General features: G+C 67.2%; 22 protein-coding genes and 1 tRNA gene. 14 read left to right on the forward strand and 9 right to left on the reverse strand.

Annotation, left to right across the window (positions count from 1 at the left end):
- Positions 1-628: sigma-70 family RNA polymerase sigma factor (locus KBZ14_RS11760; protein ID WP_255118526.1), on the reverse strand; the 628-nt coding region annotated here is incomplete at its 3' end.
- Between the two features lie 119 nt (positions 629-747).
- Between KBZ14_RS11760 and KBZ14_RS11765 the strand changes: the two genes are divergently transcribed.
- Together KBZ14_RS11765 and KBZ14_RS11770 are read left to right on the forward strand one after the other, a co-directional pair.
- The gene (locus KBZ14_RS11765) at positions 748-1,473 is read left to right on the forward strand and encodes a pseudouridine synthase (RefSeq protein ID WP_255118527.1); all 726 of its coding nucleotides are present in this window, start codon (positions 748-750) and stop codon (positions 1,471-1,473) included.
- The gene (locus KBZ14_RS11770) at positions 1,473-2,408 is read left to right on the forward strand and encodes a helix-turn-helix domain-containing protein (RefSeq protein WP_255118528.1); all 936 of its coding nucleotides are present in this window, start codon (positions 1,473-1,475) and stop codon (positions 2,406-2,408) included. The genes KBZ14_RS11765 and KBZ14_RS11770 overlap by 1 nt, the downstream gene beginning before the upstream one ends.
- Here the strand turns inward: KBZ14_RS11770 and malQ are convergent.
- Positions 2,396-3,895 (reverse strand): 4-alpha-glucanotransferase, encoded by a 1,500-nt coding sequence (gene malQ, locus KBZ14_RS11775; RefSeq protein ID WP_255118529.1) that lies wholly within the window; start codon positions 3,893-3,895, stop codon positions 2,396-2,398. The genes KBZ14_RS11770 and malQ overlap by 13 nt on opposite strands.
- Complete coding sequence (locus KBZ14_RS11780) at positions 3,892-5,103, reverse strand: Coenzyme F420 hydrogenase/dehydrogenase, beta subunit C-terminal domain (protein WP_255118530.1); 1,212 nt, start codon at positions 5,101-5,103, stop codon at positions 3,892-3,894. The genes malQ and KBZ14_RS11780 overlap by 4 nt, the downstream gene beginning before the upstream one ends.
- A 113-nt stretch (positions 5,104-5,216) precedes the next feature.
- Here KBZ14_RS11780 and KBZ14_RS11785 point away from each other — a divergent pair, with 113 nt between their 5' ends.
- Entirely contained in the window at positions 5,217-6,164 is a 948-nt protein-coding gene (locus KBZ14_RS11785; RefSeq protein WP_255118531.1) for an LCP family protein, read from the forward strand.
- Here KBZ14_RS11785 and KBZ14_RS11790 read toward each other — a convergent pair.
- Positions 6,146-6,640, reverse strand: coding sequence for a hypothetical protein (locus KBZ14_RS11790; protein WP_255118532.1), 495 nt, complete (start codon positions 6,638-6,640; stop codon positions 6,146-6,148). The genes KBZ14_RS11785 and KBZ14_RS11790 overlap by 19 nt on opposite strands.
- 126 nt (positions 6,641-6,766) lie before the next feature.
- Here KBZ14_RS11790 and KBZ14_RS11795 point away from each other — a divergent pair, with 126 nt between their 5' ends.
- Together KBZ14_RS11795 and KBZ14_RS11800 are read left to right on the forward strand one after the other, a co-directional pair.
- Positions 6,767-7,762 (forward strand): ribose-phosphate pyrophosphokinase, encoded by a 996-nt coding sequence (locus KBZ14_RS11795; RefSeq protein ID WP_255118533.1) that lies wholly within the window; start codon positions 6,767-6,769, stop codon positions 7,760-7,762.
- A complete protein-coding gene (locus tag KBZ14_RS11800) occupies positions 7,759-8,982 on the forward strand; it encodes a glycoside hydrolase family 10-like protein (protein WP_255118534.1) in 1,224 nt (407 codons plus the stop codon). The genes KBZ14_RS11795 and KBZ14_RS11800 overlap by 4 nt, the downstream gene beginning before the upstream one ends.
- Here the strand turns inward: KBZ14_RS11800 and pepN are convergent.
- The 4 genes from pepN to KBZ14_RS11820 form a co-directional block, all read right to left on the reverse strand.
- On the reverse strand, positions 8,979-11,663 hold the full coding sequence (gene pepN / locus KBZ14_RS11805; RefSeq protein WP_255118535.1) for an aminopeptidase N: 2,685 nt from the start codon (positions 11,661-11,663) through the stop codon (positions 8,979-8,981). The genes KBZ14_RS11800 and pepN overlap by 4 nt on opposite strands.
- A 15-nt stretch (positions 11,664-11,678) precedes the next feature.
- A complete protein-coding gene (locus tag KBZ14_RS11810) occupies positions 11,679-12,080 on the reverse strand; it encodes a glycine zipper 2TM domain-containing protein (RefSeq protein WP_255118536.1) in 402 nt (133 codons plus the stop codon).
- 116 nt (positions 12,081-12,196) lie between these two features.
- A complete protein-coding gene (locus KBZ14_RS11815) occupies positions 12,197-12,667 on the reverse strand; it encodes a DUF8650 domain-containing protein (protein WP_255118537.1) in 471 nt (156 codons plus the stop codon).
- Between the two features lie 41 nt (positions 12,668-12,708).
- Entirely contained in the window at positions 12,709-13,251 is a 543-nt protein-coding gene (locus tag KBZ14_RS11820) for a hypothetical protein (protein WP_399211076.1), read from the reverse strand.
- A gap of 240 nt (positions 13,252-13,491) precedes the next feature.
- Between KBZ14_RS11820 and KBZ14_RS11825 the strand changes: the two genes are divergently transcribed.
- Both KBZ14_RS11825 and KBZ14_RS11830 read left to right on the forward strand, forming a co-directional pair.
- Positions 13,492-14,604 (forward strand): histidine kinase, encoded by a 1,113-nt coding sequence (locus KBZ14_RS11825; protein ID WP_255118598.1) that lies wholly within the window; start codon positions 13,492-13,494, stop codon positions 14,602-14,604.
- A gap of 107 nt (positions 14,605-14,711) precedes the next feature.
- Positions 14,712-14,784 (forward strand) — tRNA-Glu (locus KBZ14_RS11830).
- 107 nt (positions 14,785-14,891) lie between these two features.
- Here the strand turns inward: KBZ14_RS11830 and KBZ14_RS11835 are convergent.
- The gene (locus KBZ14_RS11835; RefSeq protein ID WP_255118599.1) at positions 14,892-15,431 is read right to left on the reverse strand and encodes an SRPBCC family protein; all 540 of its coding nucleotides are present in this window, start codon (positions 15,429-15,431) and stop codon (positions 14,892-14,894) included.
- A 182-nt stretch (positions 15,432-15,613) separates the two neighbouring features.
- On the opposite strand from KBZ14_RS11835, the gene KBZ14_RS11840 reads away from it, so the two are divergent.
- The 7 genes from KBZ14_RS11840 (at position 15,614) to KBZ14_RS11870 (ending at position 23,052) form a co-directional block, all read left to right on the forward strand.
- Positions 15,614-16,786 (forward strand): rod-capping linker protein CpcD domain-containing protein, encoded by a 1,173-nt coding sequence (locus tag KBZ14_RS11840; protein ID WP_255118539.1) that lies wholly within the window; start codon positions 15,614-15,616, stop codon positions 16,784-16,786.
- 186 nt (positions 16,787-16,972) lie between these two features.
- Positions 16,973-18,496 carry a glucose-6-phosphate dehydrogenase gene (gene zwf, locus KBZ14_RS11845; RefSeq protein WP_255118601.1) on the forward strand — a complete coding sequence of 508 codons (1,524 nt, stop codon included), beginning with the start codon at positions 16,973-16,975 and terminating at the stop codon, positions 18,494-18,496.
- A gap of 60 nt (positions 18,497-18,556) precedes the next feature.
- On the forward strand, positions 18,557-19,858 hold the full coding sequence (locus KBZ14_RS11850) for a glucose-6-phosphate dehydrogenase assembly protein OpcA (RefSeq protein WP_255118602.1): 1,302 nt from the start codon (positions 18,557-18,559) through the stop codon (positions 19,856-19,858).
- Between the two features lie 18 nt (positions 19,859-19,876).
- On the forward strand, positions 19,877-21,268 hold the full coding sequence (locus KBZ14_RS11855) for a cobyrinic acid a,c-diamide synthase CobB (protein WP_255118540.1): 1,392 nt from the start codon (positions 19,877-19,879) through the stop codon (positions 21,266-21,268).
- A complete protein-coding gene (locus KBZ14_RS11860; RefSeq protein ID WP_255118541.1) occupies positions 21,249-21,848 on the forward strand; it encodes a histidine phosphatase family protein in 600 nt (199 codons plus the stop codon). Before KBZ14_RS11855 ends, KBZ14_RS11860 begins: the two co-directional genes overlap by 20 nt.
- A 71-nt stretch (positions 21,849-21,919) precedes the next feature.
- Complete coding sequence (locus KBZ14_RS11865) at positions 21,920-22,339, forward strand: acylphosphatase (RefSeq protein WP_255118542.1); 420 nt, start codon at positions 21,920-21,922, stop codon at positions 22,337-22,339.
- Between the two features lie 26 nt (positions 22,340-22,365).
- On the forward strand, positions 22,366-23,052 hold the full coding sequence (locus KBZ14_RS11870; RefSeq protein ID WP_255118543.1) for a GAP family protein: 687 nt from the start codon (positions 22,366-22,368) through the stop codon (positions 23,050-23,052).
- Positions 23,053-23,054: the final 2 nt, after the last annotated feature.

Below are 23,054 nucleotides of genomic sequence, written 5' to 3' on the forward strand. Positions count from 1 at the left end.
CCTCCTCCTCCGGCAGATCCACCGCCTCCGCCAGTTCCGTGATTGTGGGGGTGCGGCCCAGATCCTGGCTCAGTTCCCGCTGGCCTTTTTTGAGCTTGTTCAGCGTTTCGGTGATGTGGATCGGCAGCCGGATCGTGCGGCTCTTCTCGGCGATCGCCCGGGTGATCCCCTGGCGAATCCACCAGTAGGCATAGGTGGAGAACTTGTAACCCCGGGTGGGGTCGAACTTCTCCACGCCCCGCACCAGGCCGATGGTGCCCTCCTGGATCAGATCCAGCAGCTCCATGTTCCGCTTGGTGTACTTCTTCGCCACGCTCACCACCAGCCGCAGGTTCGCTGCCACCATCCGCTCCTTGGCGCGACGCCCGGCATTGACCCGCTTTTTCAGCAGGGGCAGGGTGAGTCCGGCGGCCTGGGCCAGCTCGGCTTCCGTGGGGTCCTGATCACCGGCCCGCAGCCTGAGTTCCTCTCGGATCTCCTCGATCGCCATCAGCTCCTGCACCTGGCGGCCCAAGGTGATCTCCTGCTCGTGGGAGAGCAGCGGCACGCGGCCGATATCCCGCAGATAGGAGCGCACCAGATCAGTGCCGGCAGCGGCCTGGCTCGTGATGACGGGCAGGGATGGCATGGCGTCGCGGAGTTACGAAACCCAAATGTTTCGTAAAACTATCACCCTTTTTGGGCTGCCCTGGCGGGGAAACCGGCTTCGGCAGAATTGGCAAACGGCCAACAGGCATACCCACCACCATGGCCACCGAACGGCTGCAAAAAGTCCTGGCCGCGGCAGGCCTCTGCTCCCGGCGCCGCGCCGAAGATCTGCTGCGCGCCGGCCGGATTCAGGTGAATGGAGCACCGGCGGGCCTTGGGGATCGGGCCGATCCAGATCGCGATCGCATCTGCCTCGATGGCCACCCCATCGCCGCCGCCGCCGTCCCCGTGGTGGTGCTGCTCAACAAGCCCACCGGGGTGGTCTGCAGCTGCCACGATCCGGAGGGTCGCCCCACGGTGCTCGACTTACTGCCCACGGACCTCGCCCGTAGCCAGGGGGTGCACCCTGTGGGGCGCCTGGATTTTGAAAGCCGTGGTGCCCTGCTGCTCACCAACGACGGCAGCCTGACCCTGCGCCTCACCCATCCCCGCTACCAACACAGCAAGACCTACCGGGTCTGGGTGGAGGGCGATCCAAGCCAGTCCAGCCTCGATCGCTGGAGTCGGGGCGTGCCCCTAGAGGGGCAACCGAGCCAGCCGGTGCAGGTGCGGCGCCTCGGGCGCGAGCGGGGCCAGACCCTGCTGGAATTGGTGATGAGCGAGGGCAGAAATCGCCAGATCCGGCGCACGGCTGAACTCCTGGGGCACCGGGTGCGCGACCTCCAGCGCATCGGCATCGGCCCCCTGGAGCTGGGCGAGCTGCCGGAAGGGCGCTGGCGGCGGGTTGATCCTCGAGAATGGGGTTACAAGGAACCCAGGGGTTGATGCCACGGCTCGCCACCAAGCTCCCCCTCTCCAATCGCCTGGGGCGCTGGCTGCAGCGGGGTAAACAAGCGATGCCCCCTGCGGCCAACGGCGCACCCGCAGCGGAGGATCCCCTACTGCAGGTGGGACGTCTGATCAGGCAGGAGCGCGACGCCCGGGGCCTGAACCTGCGCCAGCTGGCCCTCGAGACCCGAATCAGCACCCCCGTGCTCGAAGCCCTCGAGCGGGGTTGGCGTGATCGGCTGCCAGAGGGGGCCTACCTACGCACGATGCTGCCCCTGATCGAGCAGCGCCTGGAGCTGCCGAAGGGCAGCCTGGATGTAGCCCTACCTCCCCAACAAGCGAACGGTGGACCAAACGGGAGCTGCAGGGTCGGTCTGCTGCAACGCTTCACGCCGGGATCAATCGACGTATTCAGCACCTGGCAGGGCACCGTGCTCTACGGCGGCCTGACCCTGGCGCTGATCTACGGGGTGAACCTGCAACAGCAACAGCTGGCCGCGGCCAATCTGCTCAGCCTGCGGCCGATCCCGCCGCTCCCTCCTACGGAACAGGTCAAACCCGCCGCGCCCGGCACCAGCCTGCTGGGGGCCTACCCGGAACTGCGCCCGCTACAGCAGGTCAGTCGGGGCCTGGCCGTGCAACAACTGCAACGGGGCCGAACCCAGGCCTCCAGCAGCAGCGGCATCCTCAGCCTGAACCTCAGCCAGCCCAGCCGCCTGCAACTCAGCAGCGAGGGCGGCCAACGTACCAACCTGCAGGGGGCCAGCGGCGAGCTCGTGCTTCAACTCCAGGCGCCGCTCAGCCTGCAACTCGAGCCAGCCCCCAAGGCCGGTGAGGTGACCTGGAACGGCGTTCCCTTGCAGCCTTTGGCCCAGCAACCGGGGCAGTTCAGGCTGCCGCAGCCGCGGCAGCCGGCTGTTCAGCGGCCGTAGCGCCTGGCCATCTCCCCAAGGCCCTGCAGGGCCCCATCCAGCGAGGCGATCGAACGATGCAGCCGCCACTGCCAGTTGCCGCTGGCGGTGCCAGGGGTGTTGAAGCGGGCCTCATCGCCCAGGTTGAGCAGATCCTGCAGGGGCACCACCGCCAGATCAGCCGACGACTGCAGGGCCAACTCCAGCAGCTGCCAGCCGGGGGAATGCACGGCCATGCCCAGCTGTTCTTCCACCCGGCGGCGCTCGTGGTCGCCGAGGGACTGCCACCAGCCAATGCAGGTGGCGTTGTCATGGGTGCCGGTGTACACCACCCAGTTGCTGCCGCGATAGTTCTCCGGCAGGTAGGGGTTGTCCGTTGAGCCGTCGAAGGCGAATTGCAGGATCTTCATGCCCGGCAGGGCGTAGTGATCCCGCAGGGCTTCCACCCCAGCGGTGATCACGCCGAGATCTTCCGCAATCATGGGGAGGTGGCCGCCCGCCAGGCGGCGGTGCAGGCGCTCCAGCAGCGCCCGGCCCGGGGAGCGGTGCCAGACGCCATGCTCGGCTGTGGGGTCTGTGCCAGGCACCAACCAGGCCGCCTCCAGGGCGCGGAAGTGGTCGAGGCGCAGCAGGTCGTAGAGCTCGAGCTGGCGCTGGAGACGCCGCACCCACCAGCGGAAGCGGGTGACTCTGTGCAGGGCCCAGCGGTACACGGGGGTGCCCCACAGCTGGCCGGTGGCGGCGAAATAGTCGGGCGGAACGCCGCTCTGGGTCACCAGAGAACCGGAGGCGCGCACGGAAAAGAGGCGGCGATGGCTCCAGACATCGGCGCTGTCGTGGGCCACATAAAAGGGAAGATCCCCCACCAGCTGCACACCATGGCTGCGGGCCCGGTCCATCAGGCGCTGCCACTGCAGCTGAAGTTGCCACTGCACCAGGGCTTCCTGCAGCAGCCCATCGGCCTGATCGCGGTCGAGAGCCGCCAGGGCACGGCGGCTGCGGCGCACCAGCGGGGCCGGCCATTGCCACCAGGGGGTCTGGCCATGCAGACGGCGCAACACCATGAAGCGGCAGTGATCCAACAGCCAGTCCTGCTGGCCGCGCCAGTGCTCGAAGGCCTCGTGCCACGCGGTGCCACGGGAGGGCCAGCGCTGCAACAGAAGCGCACCCAGCACCTCGGCCCGACGGTTGGCCAGGTTGAGATCCAGGCGATCGCTGACTCCATCGCGGGGCAGAGCGTCCAGATCGCCCGCTTCGAGCAGGCCATCAGCCACCAGCCGCTCACTATCCAAGAACCAGGGGTTCAGGGCGAACCCACTGGGGGAGCTGTAGGGCGAGCCCGTGCCATCCGGCGGCGCCAGGGGCAGCAGCTGCCACACGTGGATGCCCTGCCGCGCCAGGGCATCAATCCACTCCTCGGCGGCAGCGCCAAAACTGCCGGAACCGGGCGTGCCCGGCAGGGCGGTGGGATGCAGGAGAACGCCGCAGCGGCGGGCAGGGCTGGTCAAATTTTGGGCAACCGATAGCGGCTGATAATTTTCTTGGCAAAGGCAGGGATCTGGGCTTCGGCCTTGGCCGGATGGTTGCGGCGCAGCCACAGGGCGTTGCGGGTGAAGTGGGAGTCGATCGAGAAGCGGCCGTACTCGAGCCCCTTGGGGCCGAAGCGCTGCACGAACACACCAATCAACTCAGCCAGCCACATGGGCAGCTTGAGCGCTTTGTCGTAGGCCTCAATGCCCTGCTGCACGGCAGCCTTACGATCGCCACGACTCATCACCGGGGCCACATCGAGCTCCGCCTCCACCAGATCCAGCAGCTCCTGGCCCCTGGGGTTCCGCACAGTGATCCATTGGCGCCCGAAAGTGGCCCCCATGTAGCCCACCACCAGATCGGCTCCGGCGTTGGTGTAGTCGAAGCAACTGAGGCAGCTGGACGCAAACACGTCCTTGAGCCTGGGGGTGTCGAGCCCGAAGAAGGGCACTGTTTCCTCGCGGCCGTCGCTGTGGCGGAAGTGGATGCGGAAATCCTGCATGAACTCGTAGTGCACCACCGTGTCCGGGGAGCTCACGGTGCTCTCGAGAAAGGTCTGCAGTCCGTCGCGGCTCACGTTGTCCACGCAGGGGAGCCCCAGCACATAGAGCTGCTCAAGGGGCAGGGTGGACTGCACGGCCCGCAGGGCCTGGATCTGACAGCCCACGCCGATGGCCAGCAGGCGCTTGATGCCACTGCCGGGCAACTGCTCCAGCACCTCCAGATTCGGCGAGAGCGTGGGCTTGTTCACCCGTGCCGCCAGCACCTGCTCCGGCGTGCGGGCCAGTACGGGCACCGGCGTGAAGCGGTCATGCTCGCTCTGCCCAACGCACAGCACCGCGTCCACCAAGCCCGTTTCCAGGGCCCGCACGCCAAGGCGGCTCACGATGCCTGTCCACTGGGCCCCCTCGATGGGCTGAGCCAGGCGTGCGCTGAACATGCGCTGCTGCACGCCGAAATAGAGCTCGTCCTCGTTGTCGAGGTTGCGGCTGCGGCCATGGGCCGCCGTTTCCATCGCCTCGAAACGCTGGTGAAGGAAGGCGCATGCATCCTTCACATAAGCCACCCAGCGGCTATCGCACAAGCCGCACTGGCTGCACAGATCCTTGGCGGGGTAGGTGCTGCCCTTGGCCAGAGGCTGGGCGCGCTCGTGGGGAGCGAGCTGGGGAGAGGGGGCGGAAGTCAACGGGGTGGGCCTGCAGGCCAATCCGGATGCATCAACCTATCGGCCTCGACGGCCTACCCAGGGCAAAATGCAAACAGCTGCGTCAAAGTGGGTCGATTTTCCACTGGCGCGCCATGGTCCCCAAAGGGGCAAGGCCCAAGACCCCACGTGGCTCCCGTCGGCGCCTCGCCCTGCGCCTGCTGGCTGCCGGCCTCGGGGTAGCCGCCGGCATGGGAACCGTGAACCTCCTGTGGCCCGAAGCGGATCGGGCCGCCAAGCCAGAGGACATTCCCACTGCCAAGGCCCTGGCGGAAGTGCCAAGCCAGGCCATCACCGTGCTGCTGATCGGCTCCGATGGCGATCGCCCTGGCACGGTGCGCAACGACGCGGCACCACTGGGCCAGGCCAACAGCGATGCCCTGCTGCTGGTAAGGGTGAACCCGCAGGGGCCTGTGCAGGTGCTGACCCTCCCCATCGAGACCGCCGTGCAGCTGCCAGGTGATCAGAAGCCTGTGGCCCTGGGCAGCCTCTACCGCCGCGGCGGCCCGGCCTTGGTGGCGGGCGCGGTGGCCGCGCTGGTGGGCTTGCCACAGGGCCAACCCCAGCGCTACCTGGTGCTGCCCCGCGGTGCCCTGCGCACCCTGGTGGACGACCTGGGCCGGGTGGAAATCGCCCCCGACCGCACCATGAACTACACCGACAAGGCCCAGAAGCTCACGATCAAGCTGGATGGCGGCTTGCAATGGCTGGGGGGGCAACAGCTGGAACAGCTGTTGCGCTTCCGTGATGAGGAGCGCGGGGAAGAGGGGCGGCGCGAGCGGCAACAGCTGGCCGTGGAGAGCCTGCTCAAGCAGATGGGCCACCCGCAACAGCTACAGCAGCTGCCCAACCTGATCAACAAGCTCCAGAACCAGGTGGACACGAACCTCAGCCAGGGTGAGGTGCTGAGCCTGCTAGCGGCGGCCCTGCAGCAGAGCGAACCCGTGCGCTTCCGCAGCCTGCCCCTGAAGCCCCCTGTCAAGCCGGGAGATTCCCTGCGCCAACTCGCCCCTGAGGCCCGAGATCAGCCCTGGCCCAACTGAAGCGCGCCTGGCTCCGCCAGGGCCTGCCAGCGCACCAGGCAGTGGTGGCGCAGGGCCGCTAGATCTGCCTGATCGGCCTCGCCATCCGCCAGGGGTAGCCAACCCAGCCAGGGCAATCCATCAGAGCGCCGCTCGCCAGGCTGCCACGCACCACCCCACTGCACCAGGCCCACCAACGGCACCCCGGCCATGGCCAGCAAGGCCCGGTAGGCAGCCGCAGGGCCGGAGCCGGCGGCCGCTCCCGACACCACCAGCAACGTGGGCTGGCGCCAGGCCCCGAGGGCATCGGCCCAACCACCGCCAGAGCCCAACCAGGCCCCGGGATCAAGCCCCAGGGGCTGCAACCAGGCCGCTGGGCCAGGCCGCTGGGCCAAGGCCGCCAGGGCGGTGGCGGGATCGGCCCGGGGATCCTGAAGGGGCGGCAGACACTCCAGCTGCAACAGCTGGGCCAGGGCCTGGTCAGCAGCAGCTAACACGCCTGCGGGGGCCACCAAAACAAGCCCGGGTCCTGGCCAGTGCTGGGAACTCTTCATGGTGATTTGCAGCCTGGGAACCGAGTGGCTTCTACGATCGGGTCTCAACCGATCACGCCAGCGGCCGCCGTGACCAGTTTCCTGACCGCAGAACGGGTGGAACAGGCGAGCCTGCCCCACGACACCCGCAGGCTGCGGCTGTTCAGCGGCACCGCCAACCAGGTTCTGGCCCGGGAAATCGGCGCCTACCTGGGCGTGCCCGATGGCCCACGGGTGATCAAGCGCTTCGCCGACGGCGAGCTCTACATCCAGATTCAGGAATCGATCCGCGGCTGCGACGTATTCCTGATTCAGCCCACCTGCGCTCCGGTGAACGACCACCTGATGGAGCTGCTGATCATGGTGGACGCCTGTAAGCGGGCCTCGGCACGCCAGATCACCGCCGTGATCCCTTACTACGGCTATGCCCGCGCCGACCGCAAGACCGCGGGGCGCGAGTCGATCACCGCCAAGCTGGTGGCCAACCTGCTGGCCAAGAGTGGCGTGGACCGGGTGCTGGCCATGGACCTGCACTCCGCCCAGATTCAGGGCTATTTCGACATTCCCTGCGACCACATCTACGGCTCACCCGTGCTGGTGGATTACCTGGCAGGCCGCGACTTCGGCGACGTGGTGGTGGTGTCTCCCGATGTGGGCGGTGTGGCCCGGGCCCGCGCCTTCGCCAAGAAGATGAACGATGCCCCTCTAGCGATCATCGACAAGCGCCGCTCCGGTCACAACGTGGCCGAGAGCCTCACGGTGATCGGTGATGTGGCCGGCAAAACGGCGATCCTGATCGACGACATGATCGACACCGGCGGCACCATCTGTGCCGGTGCCCGGCTGCTGCGTCAGCGCGGCGCCACCCGCGTGCTGGCCTGCGCCACCCATGCCGTGTTCTCACCTCCGGCGGTGGAGCGCCTCTCCGAACAGGGGCTGTTTGAGGAGGTAATCGTGACCAATTCGATCCCCCTCACCGACGATCGCCGCTTCCCCCAACTGCAGGTGTTGTCCGTGGCCAACATGCTTGGCGAAGCCATCTGGCGCATCCACGAGGAGAGCTCCGTGAGCTCGATGTTCCGTTGAAGGGCTCCGCGCCTGAACCGGCCCAGACCCATCCCTTTCGCCTCTCCACGCGCCTGAAACGGGCCCTACCAGCCCTGCTCACGGCGCTCGTGACAACGGGGCTGCAGACCTTTGGCGCCCTAGAGGCTCGAGCCACTCAGCGGCGGGTGGGGGTTTGGCTCACCAACAGCCCCAGCCCCCTCTATTACGAGCCGGCGCGCATTGATCAGGCCGTGGCGGACTTGGCGGCTGCCGGCTTCAATACCCTCTATCCCAACGTGTGGAGCCGCGGCACCACGTTCCATCGCAGCCGCTGGGCACCAATGGAGCCGGCCCTAGCGAAGGCCAACCCGGGCTTCGATCCCATCTGCCGCATGACCCAGGCGGCCCATCGCCGGGGGCTCAAGGTGATCCCCTGGTTCGAGTACGGGCTGATGGAGCCCGCCGAGGCGGCCGTGGTACGCCAGAACCCCGAGTGGGTTCTGCAGAAACGCGACGGCAGCACCGACTTGATCATGCATGGCAAGGCCATGGTGTGGCTCAACCCGGCCCATCCCGGCGTACGCCAGCGCTTCATCGGCCTGATCGGCGAGATCGTGCAGCGCTGCAGCGTGGACGGCATCCAGCTCGACGACCACTTCGCCTGGCCCGTGGAACTGGGCTACGACCCTTACACCCGCGCCCTCTATCGCCAGGAGAAGGGCAGCGATCCCCCTAACAACCACACCGATCGCGCCTGGATGACCTGGCGGCGCCACCAGCTCAGTGGCCTGCTGCGGGAGCTGCGCAACACCCTCAAGCAAAAGGGCCAGAGCAGCCCCTATGTGAGCCTCTCACCCGGGCCCTTTCGCTTCGCCTACAACCACTGGCTGCAGGACTGGGAGATCTGGGCCCTGGGCGGCTTGATCGAGGAGCTGGTGGTGCAGAACTACGCCTACTCCGTGCAGGGGTTCGCCAAGGATCTGCAACAGCCCGCCCTAGTGAAGGCCAGCAGCTGGGGCATCCCCGTGGAGATCGGCATCCTCTCGGGCTTCGGCGGACGCACCACCCCAATCCCCACCCTGAATCAGAAGGTGCGCCTGGCGGCAGACCGCAACCACGGCGTCATCTACTTCTATTGGGAAGGGCTGTGGGGCCTGCATGCCGGCCCTGAAGGTGGCGAGGCCCGCAAGGCGGGGTTGCGCCAACTGCACAACAGCCTGTTCCCCGATCCCTTCCCCCGCTCCAGCAGCCAGCGCTAGGCCAGGCATTGGCCCACCACCTCGGCGGTGTTGGGCGAGAGCGGTGCGAGCGCCAACTGCTCTAGGGCCTCGCGCAGGCGCAGGCTGCGCTCGGGGCCATAGCTCTGCCACCGGCTAAACACCTTGGCCATGCGGGAGGCGGTGATGGGATTGCGCTGGTCCACCGCAGCGATCTGCTCGGCCATGAAGCGATAGCCCGAGCCATCGAGGGCATGGAACACGGGCACGTTGCCGGCCAGGCCACCCAGCACCGCCCGCAGGGAATTCGGTGCCGCGGGATCAAAGCGGGGATGCTCCATCAGCAGCCGCACCCGGGCCACCCCATCGCCAAAGGGAGCTGCGGCCTCCAGGCCAAACCAGGCATCCAGGATCACCGGCTTGTGCTGCCAGCGATCGTGGAACGCGGCCATGGCGGCGGCGCGCTCAGGGGTGTTGTGGCACTGCAAGGCCCGCAGCCCCGCCCGCGCCAGGGTCATCGAAGGACCCATCACCGCGTCAGCGGCCTCGGCGCGCAGGAGCTGATCGCCAGCCGCCACCCGCCAGGCCCAGATCGTGCCGGTGAGTTGGCGATCACCGTTGCCCTGGGGCCAGGCGAGCCCCCACTGCTGCCGGCAGCGATGCAGGTTCTGATGCAGCGGCTGCTCCAGCTCGCGGCCGAAGCGGGCCTGCAGATCGAGTAAGGCCTGAAACAGGGCCGGGGGGTCCGCCAAGCCGCTCAGCGCCAGGGCGGCGTCCTCCAACTCCGGCAACCCCGGCAGAGCGAGCAGCGCACTGCGGTTGGCATCACAGAGCCCCACCTCCAGCAGGATGCGCTCAAAGGCCGCCACCAGCCCCTCTTCCAATTCATCGTTGGGCTGCCCCGCCGCTCGCTCCAGCACCGCCTGGCGCAGCAGCGTCTGGCCCGCATCCCAACGGGCAAAGGGGTCGCTGTCGCAGGCGAGCAGATGCAGCAACTCACTGCCGGAGCGCTCCAGCTCCAGCTTCACCGGCGCCGAGAAACCACGCAGCAGCGAGAGGGCCGGCGGATGGCTATGGGGCTCGAGGCCCACGAAGTGGAAGCTCTGCTCTGGCTGGTCCATCACCAGCAACCGGCTGCCCTGCCCCCAGGACGGTGCCAGCACCGCGGCAGCCGCCTCCGCTTCCCCCTCCCCCGCAAGGCGCAGCGGCAAAGGATCACCGCCCTGACCCACCAGGCCCATGGCCAGGGGAATCACCAGCGGATCCTTATGGGGCTGGCCCGGGGTGGCCGGGGTGCTCTGGCGCACCTGGAGGCTGAGGCTGCCGGCCTCACCATCCCAGTGGCGCTGAATCGCCAGGCTGGGGGTGCCGGCCTGCCCGTACCAACGCCGGAACTGCTGGAAGTCGAAGCGGGGCTGGCCGGACTGCTGGGCGGCGTCCTCCATGGCCTGCACAAACTCGTTGCAGGTGGCGGCGGTGCCATCGTGACGGCTCACATAGAGAGCCATGCCGCGCATGAACGTCTCCTCCCCCAGCAGGGTGTGGAGACAGCGGATCACCTCGGCACCCTTTTCATAGATCGTGGTGGTGTAGAAGTTGTCGATCGCCTGGTAGTGATCCGGCTGAATCGGATGGGCTGTGGGGCCGGCATCCTCACGGAACTGGGTATTGCGCAGCAGCGACACATCCTCAATCCGTTTCACGGCAGCCGAATGCAGATCGGCGGTGAAGCAGGCATCCCGGAACACCGTGAGGCCCTCCTTGAGCGAGAGCTGGAACCAGTCGCGGCAGGTGATGCGGTTGCCGGTCCAGTTATGGAAATACTCATGGGCAATCACACTCTCAATCCGCTCCAGCTCGGCATCGGTGGCAGTGGCAGCATCAGCGAGCACTAGCTTGGAGTTGAAGATATTGAGGCTCTTGTTCTCCATCGCGCCCATATTGAAATGGCGCACCGCCACAATATTGAACTCATCGAGGTCGTATTCCAAGCCATACACCTCCTCATCCCAGGCCATCGAGCGTTTCAGCGAGGCCATGGCATGGGCGGTAAAGGGCAGATCGCCCGGCTCCACGTGAATCCGCAACTGCACATCGCGGCCGCTACGGGTGGTGAACACCTCCCGCACCTCATCCAGCCGCCCCGCCACCAGGGCAAACAGGTAGGAGGGCTTGGGGAAGGGATCGTCCCAGATGGCGTAGTGGCGGGAGGGATCACCGGGCAGCTCGCCGGTTTCCAGGCAGTTGCCGTTGGAGAGGAGCACGGGGCAACTCTCCCGATCCGCCTCAATCCGCACCCGGAAGCGGCTGAGCAGATCGGGGCGATCCGGATGGAAGGTGATGCGGCGGAAGCCCTCGGCCTCACACTGGGTGGTGAACAGGCCCCCACTCACATAGAGGCCTTCGAGGGTGGTATTGGTTTCCGGGTGGATGCGCACCCGTGAGCGCAGCTGGAAGGGCCTGGCCGGGGGGTGCAGCAGCACCAGTCGACCCGACTCGAGGCGATAGGCCGCCCCAGGCAGAGCCTCGCCATCGAGGGCCAGGTCCAGCAACTCCAGCTCCTCCCCCCGCAGCTCAAGGGGGCCGGGCTCGCCGGCCGGATTGGGCGTGAAGGCCAGCTCCGCCTCCACCAGGCTGTGGTCTGCGAACAGTTGAACGCGCAGATCCGTGCGTTCAATCAGGCAGGGGGCCGGGCGGTAGTCAGCAAGGCGAACGGTGGCCATGGGAAGGAGAAGAGATCACCAGGGAACGGGCCCCCGACCGGCGGCGGTGCTGCAGCCCACCTGGGAGCCCAGCAGCGCCCCGAGGGGGATCGCCCATGCCCGTCCATCCTGGCGGGACAGGGCGTAGCCGAGGCCCCCACCCATCAAGCCGCCCACCAGCCGGCCTGTGTTGCAGCGCTGAGCCAGCTGCTCGAGGCTGAGGGGTTGGGCGGGGGAGGGGGTTCTGCCGTAGGGAGCCCGGGACACCGGTGGGGGAAGCGGGGGCCCATCGCTGCCATCGCTGTAGGTATCGCCATAGGCCCAGGGATTGGGCGCCCGCTCGTAGGGGGCTACCCCCACAGCACGGGGATAGGCCCCCACAGGCAAGGCCAGCAGGGGGGCCACCAGAAGGGCCGGCAAATAACGCAGCGAGGTCATGACAGCTGGAGGAGTGAGGAAGGCCCTGGGGGCCTTTCGCTAGAAAAGCCCCGCAGCACCACGCAGTCCCTACAGGCTTCAGCCCAACCTGCGACCAACTGCAACTGGCCGTGCGGCTACTTCGCCGGCGGCTTGGAGCCTGCAGCCGGCTTGGCGCCAGGCTGGCCAGCGGGAGCCGGTTGGGCCTGGCCAGTGCGGCTCTTGAGCACGTCCTGCACCTTCTTGAGCACATCGGCAGGAACGTCCTTGGGGCACACCTCCACGGCCCCAAGCACGGCCGAGTTAATCGACCCCTTGCGCAATTCATCCAGGCTGAGGGGCTTGGGGCCCACCTGCTGGATCACACCATCGTGCTGACCCTGAATCACCTGGGCCAGGGTTTCGCCGGCCACGGCCACCGACTTATCAAACTCGATCCCAGCGGCACGGGAGATGCAGACATTCAAGGCCGAAATGCGGGTGTAGAGGCTCATGTCCGCCTCCGTGGCGGGACCTGCCCATGCAGCAGCCGGAGCCAGCAGCAGGGCCAGGGGAAGAAGCAGGAGGCCGAAACGGCCGGCGGTCTTGCGCACGCGCAGAACGGGCAATGAGCCCCAATCCTGCTGCAGAACCAGCGGACCGAGCCACGTCAGGCGTCTGCCGGTAGGGGAGTGCCCGCACCCTCCAGCCTGATCTCGTGATGAATCTCCGCCAATTCCAGGTTGCCATCGCACCAGGAATAAATGGAGCGGGCCCGGTAACGGTCCTGATCCACCAGGCGAATGTGCTCCAGGATGTCCCATTCGAGATAATGGGATTCGAACACCAACTCGTGCTCATCCACTTGGCGGATCTGGCTGCGGGTGGGAGATCCACAGAGGTAACCCCGGCTGCGACGCAACTGATGGCCGCAGAGGGTAGCTTCCATCGTGCCCTCCCGCACGTAGCGGGTTTTCTTCTCAAAAAAGTCGTACTCCTTCTCGGGCCACCAGCTGAAGCGATAGCGCACCTCGGCGTCGGCACAGTCCTCAAAGGTCTCGACGCGCAACAACATGTCCACCCGCAGCACTTCGTCGTCTGGAAAGAAGTACTGGCGGCGGGAGCGCCACAAACCCAGATTACGATTGAACCAGCGCCTCAGGTTGTTGTCCAATTTGATCCGGCTGCCACCCACTGCGGGTCCGCCGGTCACAGGGTGAGGCCTCGTAGCCAATTCATGGTGATGGCTCACAGCAACCCCTCGAACAACGACTCATCACAGTCGTCATAGCGGCGACACCACCAGCTGCCCGAAAACCATAGGGTGAGCACACTTTTCTCAGGATTCGCCACACCGGTGCCCGTTGCAGGGGAACTCAGCCCCGCCGACCCGAATCCCTCCGGCACCGCAGGCGCGTCTCGCCAGCGGAATGCATCAACGCGCCCTGCTGTGCTGAACCCTGCGGATCCTCCGCCGCTACGCCACCTAAAACTGCTTCTGATCGCCGCCCCCCATCACCGCTCCACCCCCGACCTGCGCGGGCTGGTGGGGTTCCTTGAAAGTGAGGATTTCGGCTTCGAGGTGACCCTGGAGGTGGCTGACCCCGCCAAGCGGCCCGAACTGCTGGAACTGCACCGGCTGGTGGCCACCCCGGCCCTGATCAAGCTGGAGCCCACCCCCAAGCAGGTGTTTGCCGGCAACACCCTGCTGCAGCAACTGCGCAGCTGGCTGCCCCGCTGGCAGCAGGTGGAGGTGGTGAGTGGCCTGGGCATGAGCCTGCGCCCTCCGGAGAGCGATGGCAGCCGCACCCAACGGGAACTGCAGCTGGAGGACCAGGTGCTGGTGCTGCGCCAGGAAAATGAGACTCTGATCGAGCGCTTGCGGGTGCAGGAACGGCTGTTGCGCATGGTGGCCCACGAGCTGCGCACCCCGCTCACCGCCTCCAAACTGGCGCTGCAGAGCATGAACCTCGGCCAGATCGACCAGGCCCGCTTCCGCGACGTGCTCGGCCGCCGGCTCGACGACATTGAGCAGCTCTCCAAGGACCTGCTGGAGGTGGGCACCACCCGCTGGGAAGCCCTGTTCAACCCGCAACGCCTGGCCCTGGCCCCCGTGGCGGCCGAAGCCATCCTCGAGCTCGAGAAGCTGTGGGTGGGCCGGGACCTGGAGCTGATCACCGACATCCCCACCGACCTGCCGGATGTGTATGCCGACCAGCGCCGCATGCGCCAGGTGCTGCTGAACCTCCTGGAGAACGCCTTCAAGTTCACCCCCGACGGCGGCATGGTGAGCCTCACGGTGCTGCACCGCACCAGCCAGTGGCTACAGGTGAGCATCTGCGACTCCGGCCCCGGCATCCCCCGCGATGAGCAGGAGCGGATCTTCCAGGAGCGGGTGCGCCTACCCCAGACCTCCGCCACCACATCGGGCTTTGGGGTGGGGCTCTCGGTGTGCCGCCGCATCACCGAGGTGCACGGCGGCCGCATCTGGGTGGCCTCGGAACCCGGGGAGGGGGCCTGCTTCCACTTCACCGTCCCCGTGTGGGATGGCCAGGGCGTGTCTTGACGAAGGGCAGCTCTGGCCCGTAACTTCTTCTCATCGGCAGAGGGACGCCAAAAGGCAGATCCCGCAAGGCAAGAGAGACTTTCTCTCTTGTTGTTGTCCGAGTCCTAGCCCCCATCGTCTAGAGGCCTAGGACACCTCCCTTTCACGGAGGCGACAGGGGTTCGAATCCCCTTGGGGGTATACCAATCGAGCGGCTCCAGCAGCCGCTTTTTTATTGCCATCACTCCGCAGGGCTACGGCTCCATCTGGCGAACCCTGGATGGGGGATGTCAGGTGACGGTAGGCCCTCAGGCCCTGGCCACCCGAGTGAAGCGACGCAGGGCTTCCTGCTGCACAGCCCGCAGGTTGGCGGCCAGGTCTTCCCGCAAACGTTGCTCAATCAGTCCGATCGGCATGCCCACGCAGCCCTGAACCGTGAGCTCATAGAGCAGGGTTGTGGCTTCCGTGCTGACGCCGCCGATCTGCCAGGACCCCTCGAAACGCCGAAAATCCCCTTTGGTCATCACAAAACTGAGCCGCTGCTGCTCCCGGTGCTCGGTGAGCTCCAGCTGAACCCTGGCCTTGAAGCGGAGCCCCATGAAGGTTTGGGCGCCTTCCTGCTCCAGACCCACCACGTCGTCCCGCCGCCACAGCTGGCGCGAGCTCTGCAAATTGGGGATGAAGCGGCTGAGATTGTCGTAGTCGGTAAGCACCGCCCAGATCGCATCGGGATCGAGGCCAATCCGCAACTGAACCGCAAGCCTGCGGCATCCGCCGGGCAACCGCTCCATGTCCTGCTGGATCGTGTCCAGGGAACAGCTCTCCAACTGCAGAGGGGCACTGCCCATGGTGAGGGCCTGGGTCTGCAACAGACCGTTGCCGTTGGGAGCCGAGAGCTGCGTCAAGGAACGACTAGGGCTGGGCGGTGGTCTGCGGTGGCCAAACCTAGCTCCGATTGCTCCAAGGCGGCCGAGAAAATTTTCGGTGGGAGTTCCCTATGATCGCGCGCATTCTCAAGCCGCCCTTGTTCATGCGTGTTTCGACAGCGACTTCCAGCCGAAGCGATGCCCGCATGTTCACCGTTGTGGTGCAGGGCTATGGAGCCGCCGGCGCGCGCCGTGCTGAGCGCTCCATCTCCGTTCCGTTCTCCCGCCTGCAAGCGCTGATGCAATCCATCAGCAAGCTCGGTGGGCGCATTGTGTCGGTGAATGCCGCCTCAGAAGGCAGCGCCCCCGCAGCTGCGGACGCCACCGGCGCACCCCCTGCTGCAGCCTCCACCAAAGCCGCCCCCTCGAAACCAGCCGCCGTGTCCCACGCCGACGTTCCCGTCAACCTCTACAAGCCCAAGGATCCGTTCATCGGCACGGTGACCGAGAACTACAGCCTCCTGGCTGAAGGGGCCATCGGCCGGGTGAACCACATCACCTTCGACCTCTCCGGCGGCAACCCCCAGCTGCACTACGTGGAAGGCCAGAGCATCGGCATCATTCCCGATGGCACAGACGCCAACGGCAAGCCCCACAAGCTGCGCCTCTATTCGATCGCCAGCACCCGCCACGGCGACAACATGGCGGATCACACCGTTTCGCTCTGCGTGCGGCAGCTGCAATACGAGAAGGACGGCGAGACCATCAACGGGGTGTGCTCCACCTTCCTGTGCGACATCGAGCCGGGCGCCAAGGTGAAGATCACCGGCCCCGTGGGCAAAGAGATGCTGCTGCCTGCCGATGAGGACGCGAACGTGATCATGTTCGCCACCGGGACTGGCATCGCACCGATGCGCACCTACCTGCGCCGCATGTTCGAACCCGCCGAACGCGAGGCAAACGGCTGGCACTTCAAGGGCAAGGCCTGGCTGTTCATGGGCTCTCCCACCACCGCGAACCTGCTCTATGACGCGGACTTCAACCACTACCAGAGCCAGTTCCCCGACAACTTCCGTTACACCAAGGCCATCAGCCGCGAGCAGCAGAACGCCAAGGGCGGCCGGATGTACATCCAGGACCGCGTCAGCGAGAACGCTGACGAGATCTTCTCCTGGATTGAGAACCCCAAGACCCACGTGTACATGTGTGGCCTGCGGGGCATGGAGCCGGGCATCGACGAGGCGATGACCGCTGCCGCCGCCGCCAAGGGGTTGAACTGGGCCGAGCTGCGTCCCCAGCTCAAGAAGGCCGAACGCTGGCACGTGGAAACCTATTGAGCCCTGGCTCATGGCCCATCCAGGCTGTCCAGGCCCGCCCCACCGGCGGGCTTTTTTCATGGGCAGCTCACGAGGCCTGCCAGACGGCGCTTTTTTAACTGATCACGCACAAAAGCCTTGAGAACGCCATCGACCCAGGCGCTTCCCCGCCAGGACCGTTAAACCATGGGCAAGCGCGCAATCGAGATGGCCCACACCCTCACCAACCCCCTGCGCGTTGGCCTGCGCCAAGAGCGGGTGATCTCACCCCAGTGCCTGGTGATCTTCGGGGCCAGCGGCGACCTCACCCATCGCAAACTGATTCCGGCCCTGTTCGAGCTGTTCCGCCAGCGGCGGCTGCCCAGTGAATTCGCCGTGCTCGGCTGTGCCCGCCGCCCCTGGAGCGATGAGGAGTTCCGCTCCCGCATGGCCGAGGCCCTCAGTGAGGAGGTGAGCCAGCACCAGAGCGCTTGGAGCCAGTTCTCAGCCTGCCTCTTCTACGAGCCGGTGGATCTGCAGCAGCAGCAGGACGTGGAGCGGCTGGGAACCCGACTGGAGGCCATCGACCGCCTCAAGGCCACCCGCGGTAACCGCACCTTCTACCTCTCGGTGTCGCCCGCCTTCTACGGCAGTGGCTGCCGAACCCTGGCCAATGCCGGCCTGCTCAAGGATCCCAACCGCAGCCGCGTGGTGATCGAGAAGCCCTTCGGCCGCGACTACGGCAGTGCCGAACAGCTGAACCGCATCGTGCAGGCCTGTGGCCAGGAGCAGCAGATCTTCCGGATCGACCACTACCTCGGCAAAGAAACGGTTCAGAACATCCTGGTGTTGCGCTTCGCCAACACGATTTTCGAGCCGATCTGGAACCGCAACTACATCGCCAACGTGCAGATCACGGCCGCGGAAACGGTGGGGGTGGAAGAGCGAGCCGGCTACTACGAGAGCTCCGGTGCCCTGCGGGACATGGTGCAGAACCACCTCACCCAGATGCTGGCGCTCACCACCATGGAAGCCCCCGGCCGCTTTGATCCAGAGGCCATCCGCAACGAAAAGGCCAAGGTGCTCCAGGCCTCACGCCTGGCCAATGAAGAGGAGCCCTGGAAGTGCTGCGTGCGAGGCCAGTACAGCGAGGGAGGAAGTCCGGCGATGCCACTCACCGGCTACCGAGCCGAACCGGGGGTGAATCCCAACAGCACCACCGAAACCTATGTGGCGATGAAGCTGTTCATCGACAACTGGCGCTGGCAGGGCGTGCCCTTCTATCTGCGCACCGGCAAAAGGCTGCCCAAGCGCCTCAGCGAAGTGGTGCTCACCTTCCGCGAAGCGCCAGTTCACCTGTTCGATGCGGCCGGCGGCAGCCCCACCGCCAACCAGCTGATCCTGCGCATCCAACCCGATGAGGGGGCCGGATTCGTGTTTGAGGTAAAGGCCCCCGGTTCCGGCATGCGCAGCCGGCCGGTGGACATGCACTTCAGCTACGACGAATCCTTCGGCGAGCCCTCGGACGAGGGCTATGTGCGCCTGTTGGCTGACGCCATGCTGGGTGATCCCACCCTGTTCACCCGCAGCGACGAGGTGGAAGCGGCCTGGCGTCTGTACACCCCACTGCTGGAACTGATAGAGGACGCTCCCTGGCAGCTGCCGATCCACCCCTATGAGGCCGGCACCTGGGGCCCCGGCGCCGCCGACAACCTGATGGCCGAGGAGGGCCTGATGTGGCGCCGCCCCTGATCTGCGCGCGTTCGCCAATTGCCTGCCGATCCCTCCCCCACCTTCGCCGTACCGCCCGCCATGGCTCCCCAGCTCACTCTTCAGGCCCCCCTTGCCTTGCCCCCCAGCGAGGTGCCCGGCTACCTCAACAACCTCTGGAGTGAGGGGCTGCTGGGATCCGCCGGGGCTGCCACCTTCACCCTGCTGGTGTGGGAACCCTCCTGGCTGCAGCAGCAGCTGATCCGCACGGGCCGGATCGATGGCCCCATCAGCGGCCTGCTCAACGAGGAGCTGCTGGAGGCTGCCCGCGAGGCCATTCCCGCCTGCGGGTTGCCCTGCAGCACGGCGCCCACTGCCACAGAGCTGGCCTGGGCCCTGGGCCAGCAGCCCGGGGAGCACACGGCCGACGACCTGCGCGGCCAATTCGTGGATCGCGCCATTAGCGCCCATCGGCCGCGGCGCCTGATCACCCTGGCTCCCACCCTGGCGGCCGACAAGCCGCTGGAAACCCTGGTAGCGGCCTACTGCCCCCTGCCGGAGGAACGCAGCGGCAGCGAGGATGCTTGCGGCGATGTGGTGGTGCTGCGGGGGGGCATGGGTGCCCTGCATCAGGGGCTGGCCATGTTGCAGCCCCTGATCGAACCCGATCTGCCCTGCTGGGTGTGGTGGAACGGCTCGATGGATGAATCGCCCGAGCTGCTGGAGGCCCTGGCCGTGCCGCCGCGCCGCCTGGTGGTGGACAGCTCCAGCGGCGATCCCCGCCGCTGCCTGGATCTACTGGTGGAGCGCATCGCCACGGGCCAGGCCGTGAACGACCTCAACTGGCTGCGGCTGCGTAGCTGGCGCGAATCGCTGGCGATGGCCTTCGACCCCCCCAGCCGCCAGAGCGCCCTCGATCGGGTCGTACAGCTGGACATCGACATGGAAGGCCACCACCCCGTGAAAGGGCTGCTGTTGGCCGCCTGGATCGCCGACCGGCTGGGCTGGCACCTGCAGAGCAGCTACTGGATCCCGGGCGACGAGGGCCAGCAGGGCATTGGCGCCGAATTCGAGCGCAACGATGGCGAGAGCGTGCAGGTGCGTTTGATGCCCGTGCCCGTGGGCATCACCAAGACCCACCCCGGGGCCCTCGTGGGCCTACGGCTGATCTGTGCGCCCCCGGGCCAGGCCCCCCTGTGCGTGATTCTCTGCTCGGAATCGGGCGGCTGCATGCGCCTGGAGGCCGGCGGTGCGGCCTCGATGGAGTTGGCGGAGGAGGTGGTGCCCCTGCCGAATGAAAGCGAGGAAATGGAAATGGCCCGTTTGCTGGGGGGCGGCCACGACAGCACCAACCCCCTGCTGGCGGCTGCGGCCCCCCTGGCTGCCAAGCTGCTGCCCCAGTAGCCCCATCCTCCAGTCCCCATGGCCTGCCTGATCGCCGCCCCGGCCAGCGGCAGCGGCAAGACCCTGGTGACCCTGGCACTCACGGCCCTGGCCCGCCGCCGCGGCCGCAGCATCCAGACCTTCAAGGTGGGGCCCGACTACCTCGATCCCCAGCTGCTCACAGCCACCAGCGGCAGGCCCTGCCGCAACCTCGACCCCCTGCTCTGCGGGGAGGCCTGGGTGGAGCGCAGCTACCGCGGTTTCGGCAGCGGCGCCGACCTGGCGGTGGTGGAGGGGGTGATGGGCCTGTTTGATGGCAAGGGGCCCAGCAGCGAGGGCAGTTCCGCAGCCGTGGCCGCCCAGCTGGGACTGCCGGTGCTGCTGGTAGTTGAGGCCAGCCGCCAGGCTGGGTCACTGGCGGCGCTGGTGCGGGGCTTCCGCGACCACCAAGCCCACCTGCAGATCGCCGGGGTGGTGCTTAACGGGGTGGGCAGCGATCGGCACCATGCCCTGCTGCGGGAGGCCCTGCAGAGCATCGGTATGCCGCTGCTAGGGGCCCTGCCCCGCCACGAGACCCTCAGCCTGCCCTCCCGCCACCTGGGCCTGCTGCCAGCCCACGAACTCTCCGACCTAGAGGAGCGCCAGGGGGCCTGGGCCAACCTGGCAGAACGCCACCTAGACCTCGAGCAGCTGTGGCCCCTGCTGGGAGCCCCCAGCCCCCCAGCCGATGGCCTCGATCCGATCACTTGGTGCCTGCAGGCACACCCGGCCGCCCCCGGAGGCCACGCGCCCCTCACCATCGCCATCGCCAGTGATCGGGCCTTCCACTTCCGCTATCCGGAGGCGGGGGAATTGCTGGCGGCCCACGGCCTCCGTGTGGAGGCCTGGTCACCGCTGGCCGATGCTCCCCTGCCGGCGGAGTGCCGTGGCTTGATCCTGCCCGGGGGCTACCCCGAACTGCACGCCGCCCAACTGGCAGCCAGCCAGCGCAGCCGCAGCGCCATCGCCGCTGCGGCTGCCGAGGGGCTGCCGATCTATGCGGAGTGCGGCGGGCTGTTGCTGCTGGGCCAGAGCCTCTGTGATCAGGCCGGTGTGGCCCAGCCCATGGCTGGGGTGCTGCCCTTTCACGCCCGCCGCGGCAGCCTCAGCCTGGGCTACCGCGATGCAAGCGTGGGCCGCGAGGGGCTGGTGGTGCGGCCCGGCGAGCGCCTCTGCGGCCATGAGTTCCATCGCTGGCAGCTAGATCCAGTGGCCGCCCATGGCGAACTGTGGCAGCTTGAGGGCTGGGGATCGCCGATCCGGCCCGAGGGCTGGACCCACCCTGGCCTGCATGCCAGCTGGCTGCATCTGCACTGGGCGGGCTGCAGCCAGGTGCCCCAACGGTTTGCTCTAGCCGCCCGCACCTACCACCGTGACCACTGCCTCGCCTGAGCTCTGGCTGTTGCGCCACGGCGCCACCGAATGGGCCCAGAGCGGCCGCCATACCGGCCGCACCGACATCCCGCTGCTGCCGGAGGGGGAAGCGGAAGCCCGAGCCCTGGCCCCCCTGTTGGCCGCCCAGAGCTTCTCGGCCGTGCTGGTGAGTCCGCTGCAGCGGGCCCGGCGCACCTGCGAGCTAGCGGGGCTGGGGGATCAAGCCGTCATCAGCAACGATCTGCAGGAATGGGACTACGGCGCCTATGAGGGCATCACCACGGCCGAGATCCGCCAGTCGGTGCCGGATTGGACGGTGTGGAGCCATCCCTGCCCCAACGGCGAGAGCCGCCAGCAGGTGCAGGAGCGCTGCGAGCGGCTGATCCAGCAGTGCCTCGCCCTGACGGGAGCCGACGGTCGCGTGGCCCTGTTCGCCCACGGCCATCTGCTGCGCAGCCTGGCGGGAACGTGGCTCGGGCTCGGTGCCGCCGGCGGGGCCCTGCTGGTGCTGGGCACAGGCACCTTCAGCGTGCTCGGCCAGGAACGGGAGCAGCACACCCTGCTGCGCTGGAACGCCCCCGTGGCCGATCCCACGTAGCCGGAATCCGAGCGCTGTGGCAGGTTGATCGTGGAGCCTCAGTTCCGCGTTCCCCAGCCAGGAGGGCAGCCATGGTGCACAAGAAATTGCCCCGACAGATGGGCTCCCAGGCCCCGGGCTGGCTGTTCGCGGACATGAGCCCCCTGGTGCGCAGCAGCCGGGCCGAGCGCCTCAAGGAATGGCGGCGGGTGGAACGGGGCGAGCCCAGACCCGTGCAGTACATCGAGCGCTGGCGACTGATCGTGCGGGGCAAGGTGCAGGGGGTGGGCTACCGCGCCGCCTGCAGCCACACCGCCAAACAGATGGGCCTGAGCGGCTGGGTGCGCAACAGCCCCGATGGCTCCGTGGAAATCCAGGTGGAGGGCCCGGTGCATCAGCTCACCGAACTGCAACTTTGGGCTGAACGGGGGCCGCGCAGCGCCAGCGTGTCCCAGGTGATCACCTCACAGCTAACGCCCAGCAGGGAAGACTGGTTCGAAATCCGGGCCTGAACGGCCCCCTTGCCAGCACTCCAGCCATGATCAACCCCAGCCTCTGGGCCGAGCTGCTGGCCTACGGCAGTGGTGTGAGCATCAGTCCGATCCACATCGGGCTGATGCTGCTGCTGCTACTGGGCCCCAACCCCCTGCGGCGCGGTGGGCTATTGCTGCTCAGCTGGTTGGCCACGATCGCCCTGATAGTGACCCTGCTGCTCACGGTGGGCCACAGCCTGCTGCTCACCATGCAGCAGGGCTCAAGCCACCGCACCGGCCTGGATCTGCTGGCCGCCGGGGCCCTGCTGGCCCTGGGCATGAAGGAACTGCTGGAAAGCCGCGAAGACGGCAAGGAACCCCCGGGCTGGACACGGCAACTGGACCGCTTCTGCGCCATGCCCCTGCCGCTGCTGCTGGGGGCCAGCTGCGCCATTGAGGCCGTAAGCCCGGACGATCTGTTTCTGATGGCCAAGACGGCCTCAGCCCTGCTCTCCGCCGGCCTCACCAGCACCCAGGAAGTGCTCTACACCGCTGGCTTCACCGTGGCCTCCAGCCTGGCATTGCTGCTGCCCTTCCTGGCGGTGGTGATCGGCCGCCACCAGGTGGTGCCCCTGCTCGAGAAAGGCAAACAGCTGCTGTTCAGCAACGGCGATGTGTTGGTGGGAGGCCTCAGCCTGGTGCTGGCGGGCTACCTGGGCTGGCAGGGCATCGACGGGCTGCAGCTGGGCTGAGC

This window comes from Synechococcus sp. HJ21-Hayes, assembly GCF_024345835.1.
Lineage (GTDB): Bacteria > Cyanobacteriota > Cyanobacteriia > PCC-6307 > Cyanobiaceae > Vulcanococcus.

Coding starts and splice junctions, on each gene's coding strand:
- KBZ14_RS11835 (WP_255118599.1), bottom strand. CDS start 15,431: ATGGGCAGTGCCCCTCTGCAGTTGGAGAGCTGTTCCCTGGACACGATC.
- KBZ14_RS11840 (WP_255118539.1), top strand. CDS start 15,614: ATGCGTGTTTCGACAGCGACTTCCAGCCGAAGCGATGCCCGCATGTTC.
- KBZ14_RS11785 (WP_255118531.1), top strand. CDS start 5,217: ATGGTCCCCAAAGGGGCAAGGCCCAAGACCCCACGTGGCTCCCGTCGG.
- KBZ14_RS11855 (WP_255118540.1), top strand. CDS start 19,877: ATGGCCTGCCTGATCGCCGCCCCGGCCAGCGGCAGCGGCAAGACCCTG.
- KBZ14_RS11810 (WP_255118536.1), bottom strand. CDS start 12,080: ATGACCTCGCTGCGTTATTTGCCGGCCCTTCTGGTGGCCCCCCTGCTG.
- KBZ14_RS11765 (WP_255118527.1), top strand. CDS start 748: ATGGCCACCGAACGGCTGCAAAAAGTCCTGGCCGCGGCAGGCCTCTGC.
- zwf (WP_255118601.1), top strand. CDS start 16,973: ATGGCCCACACCCTCACCAACCCCCTGCGCGTTGGCCTGCGCCAAGAG.
- pepN (WP_255118535.1), bottom strand. CDS start 11,663: ATGGCCACCGTTCGCCTTGCTGACTACCGCCCGGCCCCCTGCCTGATT.
- KBZ14_RS11770 (WP_255118528.1), top strand. CDS start 1,473: ATGCCACGGCTCGCCACCAAGCTCCCCCTCTCCAATCGCCTGGGGCGC.
- KBZ14_RS11870 (WP_255118543.1), top strand. CDS start 22,366: ATGATCAACCCCAGCCTCTGGGCCGAGCTGCTGGCCTACGGCAGTGGT.
- KBZ14_RS11850 (WP_255118602.1), top strand. CDS start 18,557: ATGGCTCCCCAGCTCACTCTTCAGGCCCCCCTTGCCTTGCCCCCCAGC.
- KBZ14_RS11865 (WP_255118542.1), top strand. CDS start 21,920: ATGGTGCACAAGAAATTGCCCCGACAGATGGGCTCCCAGGCCCCGGGC.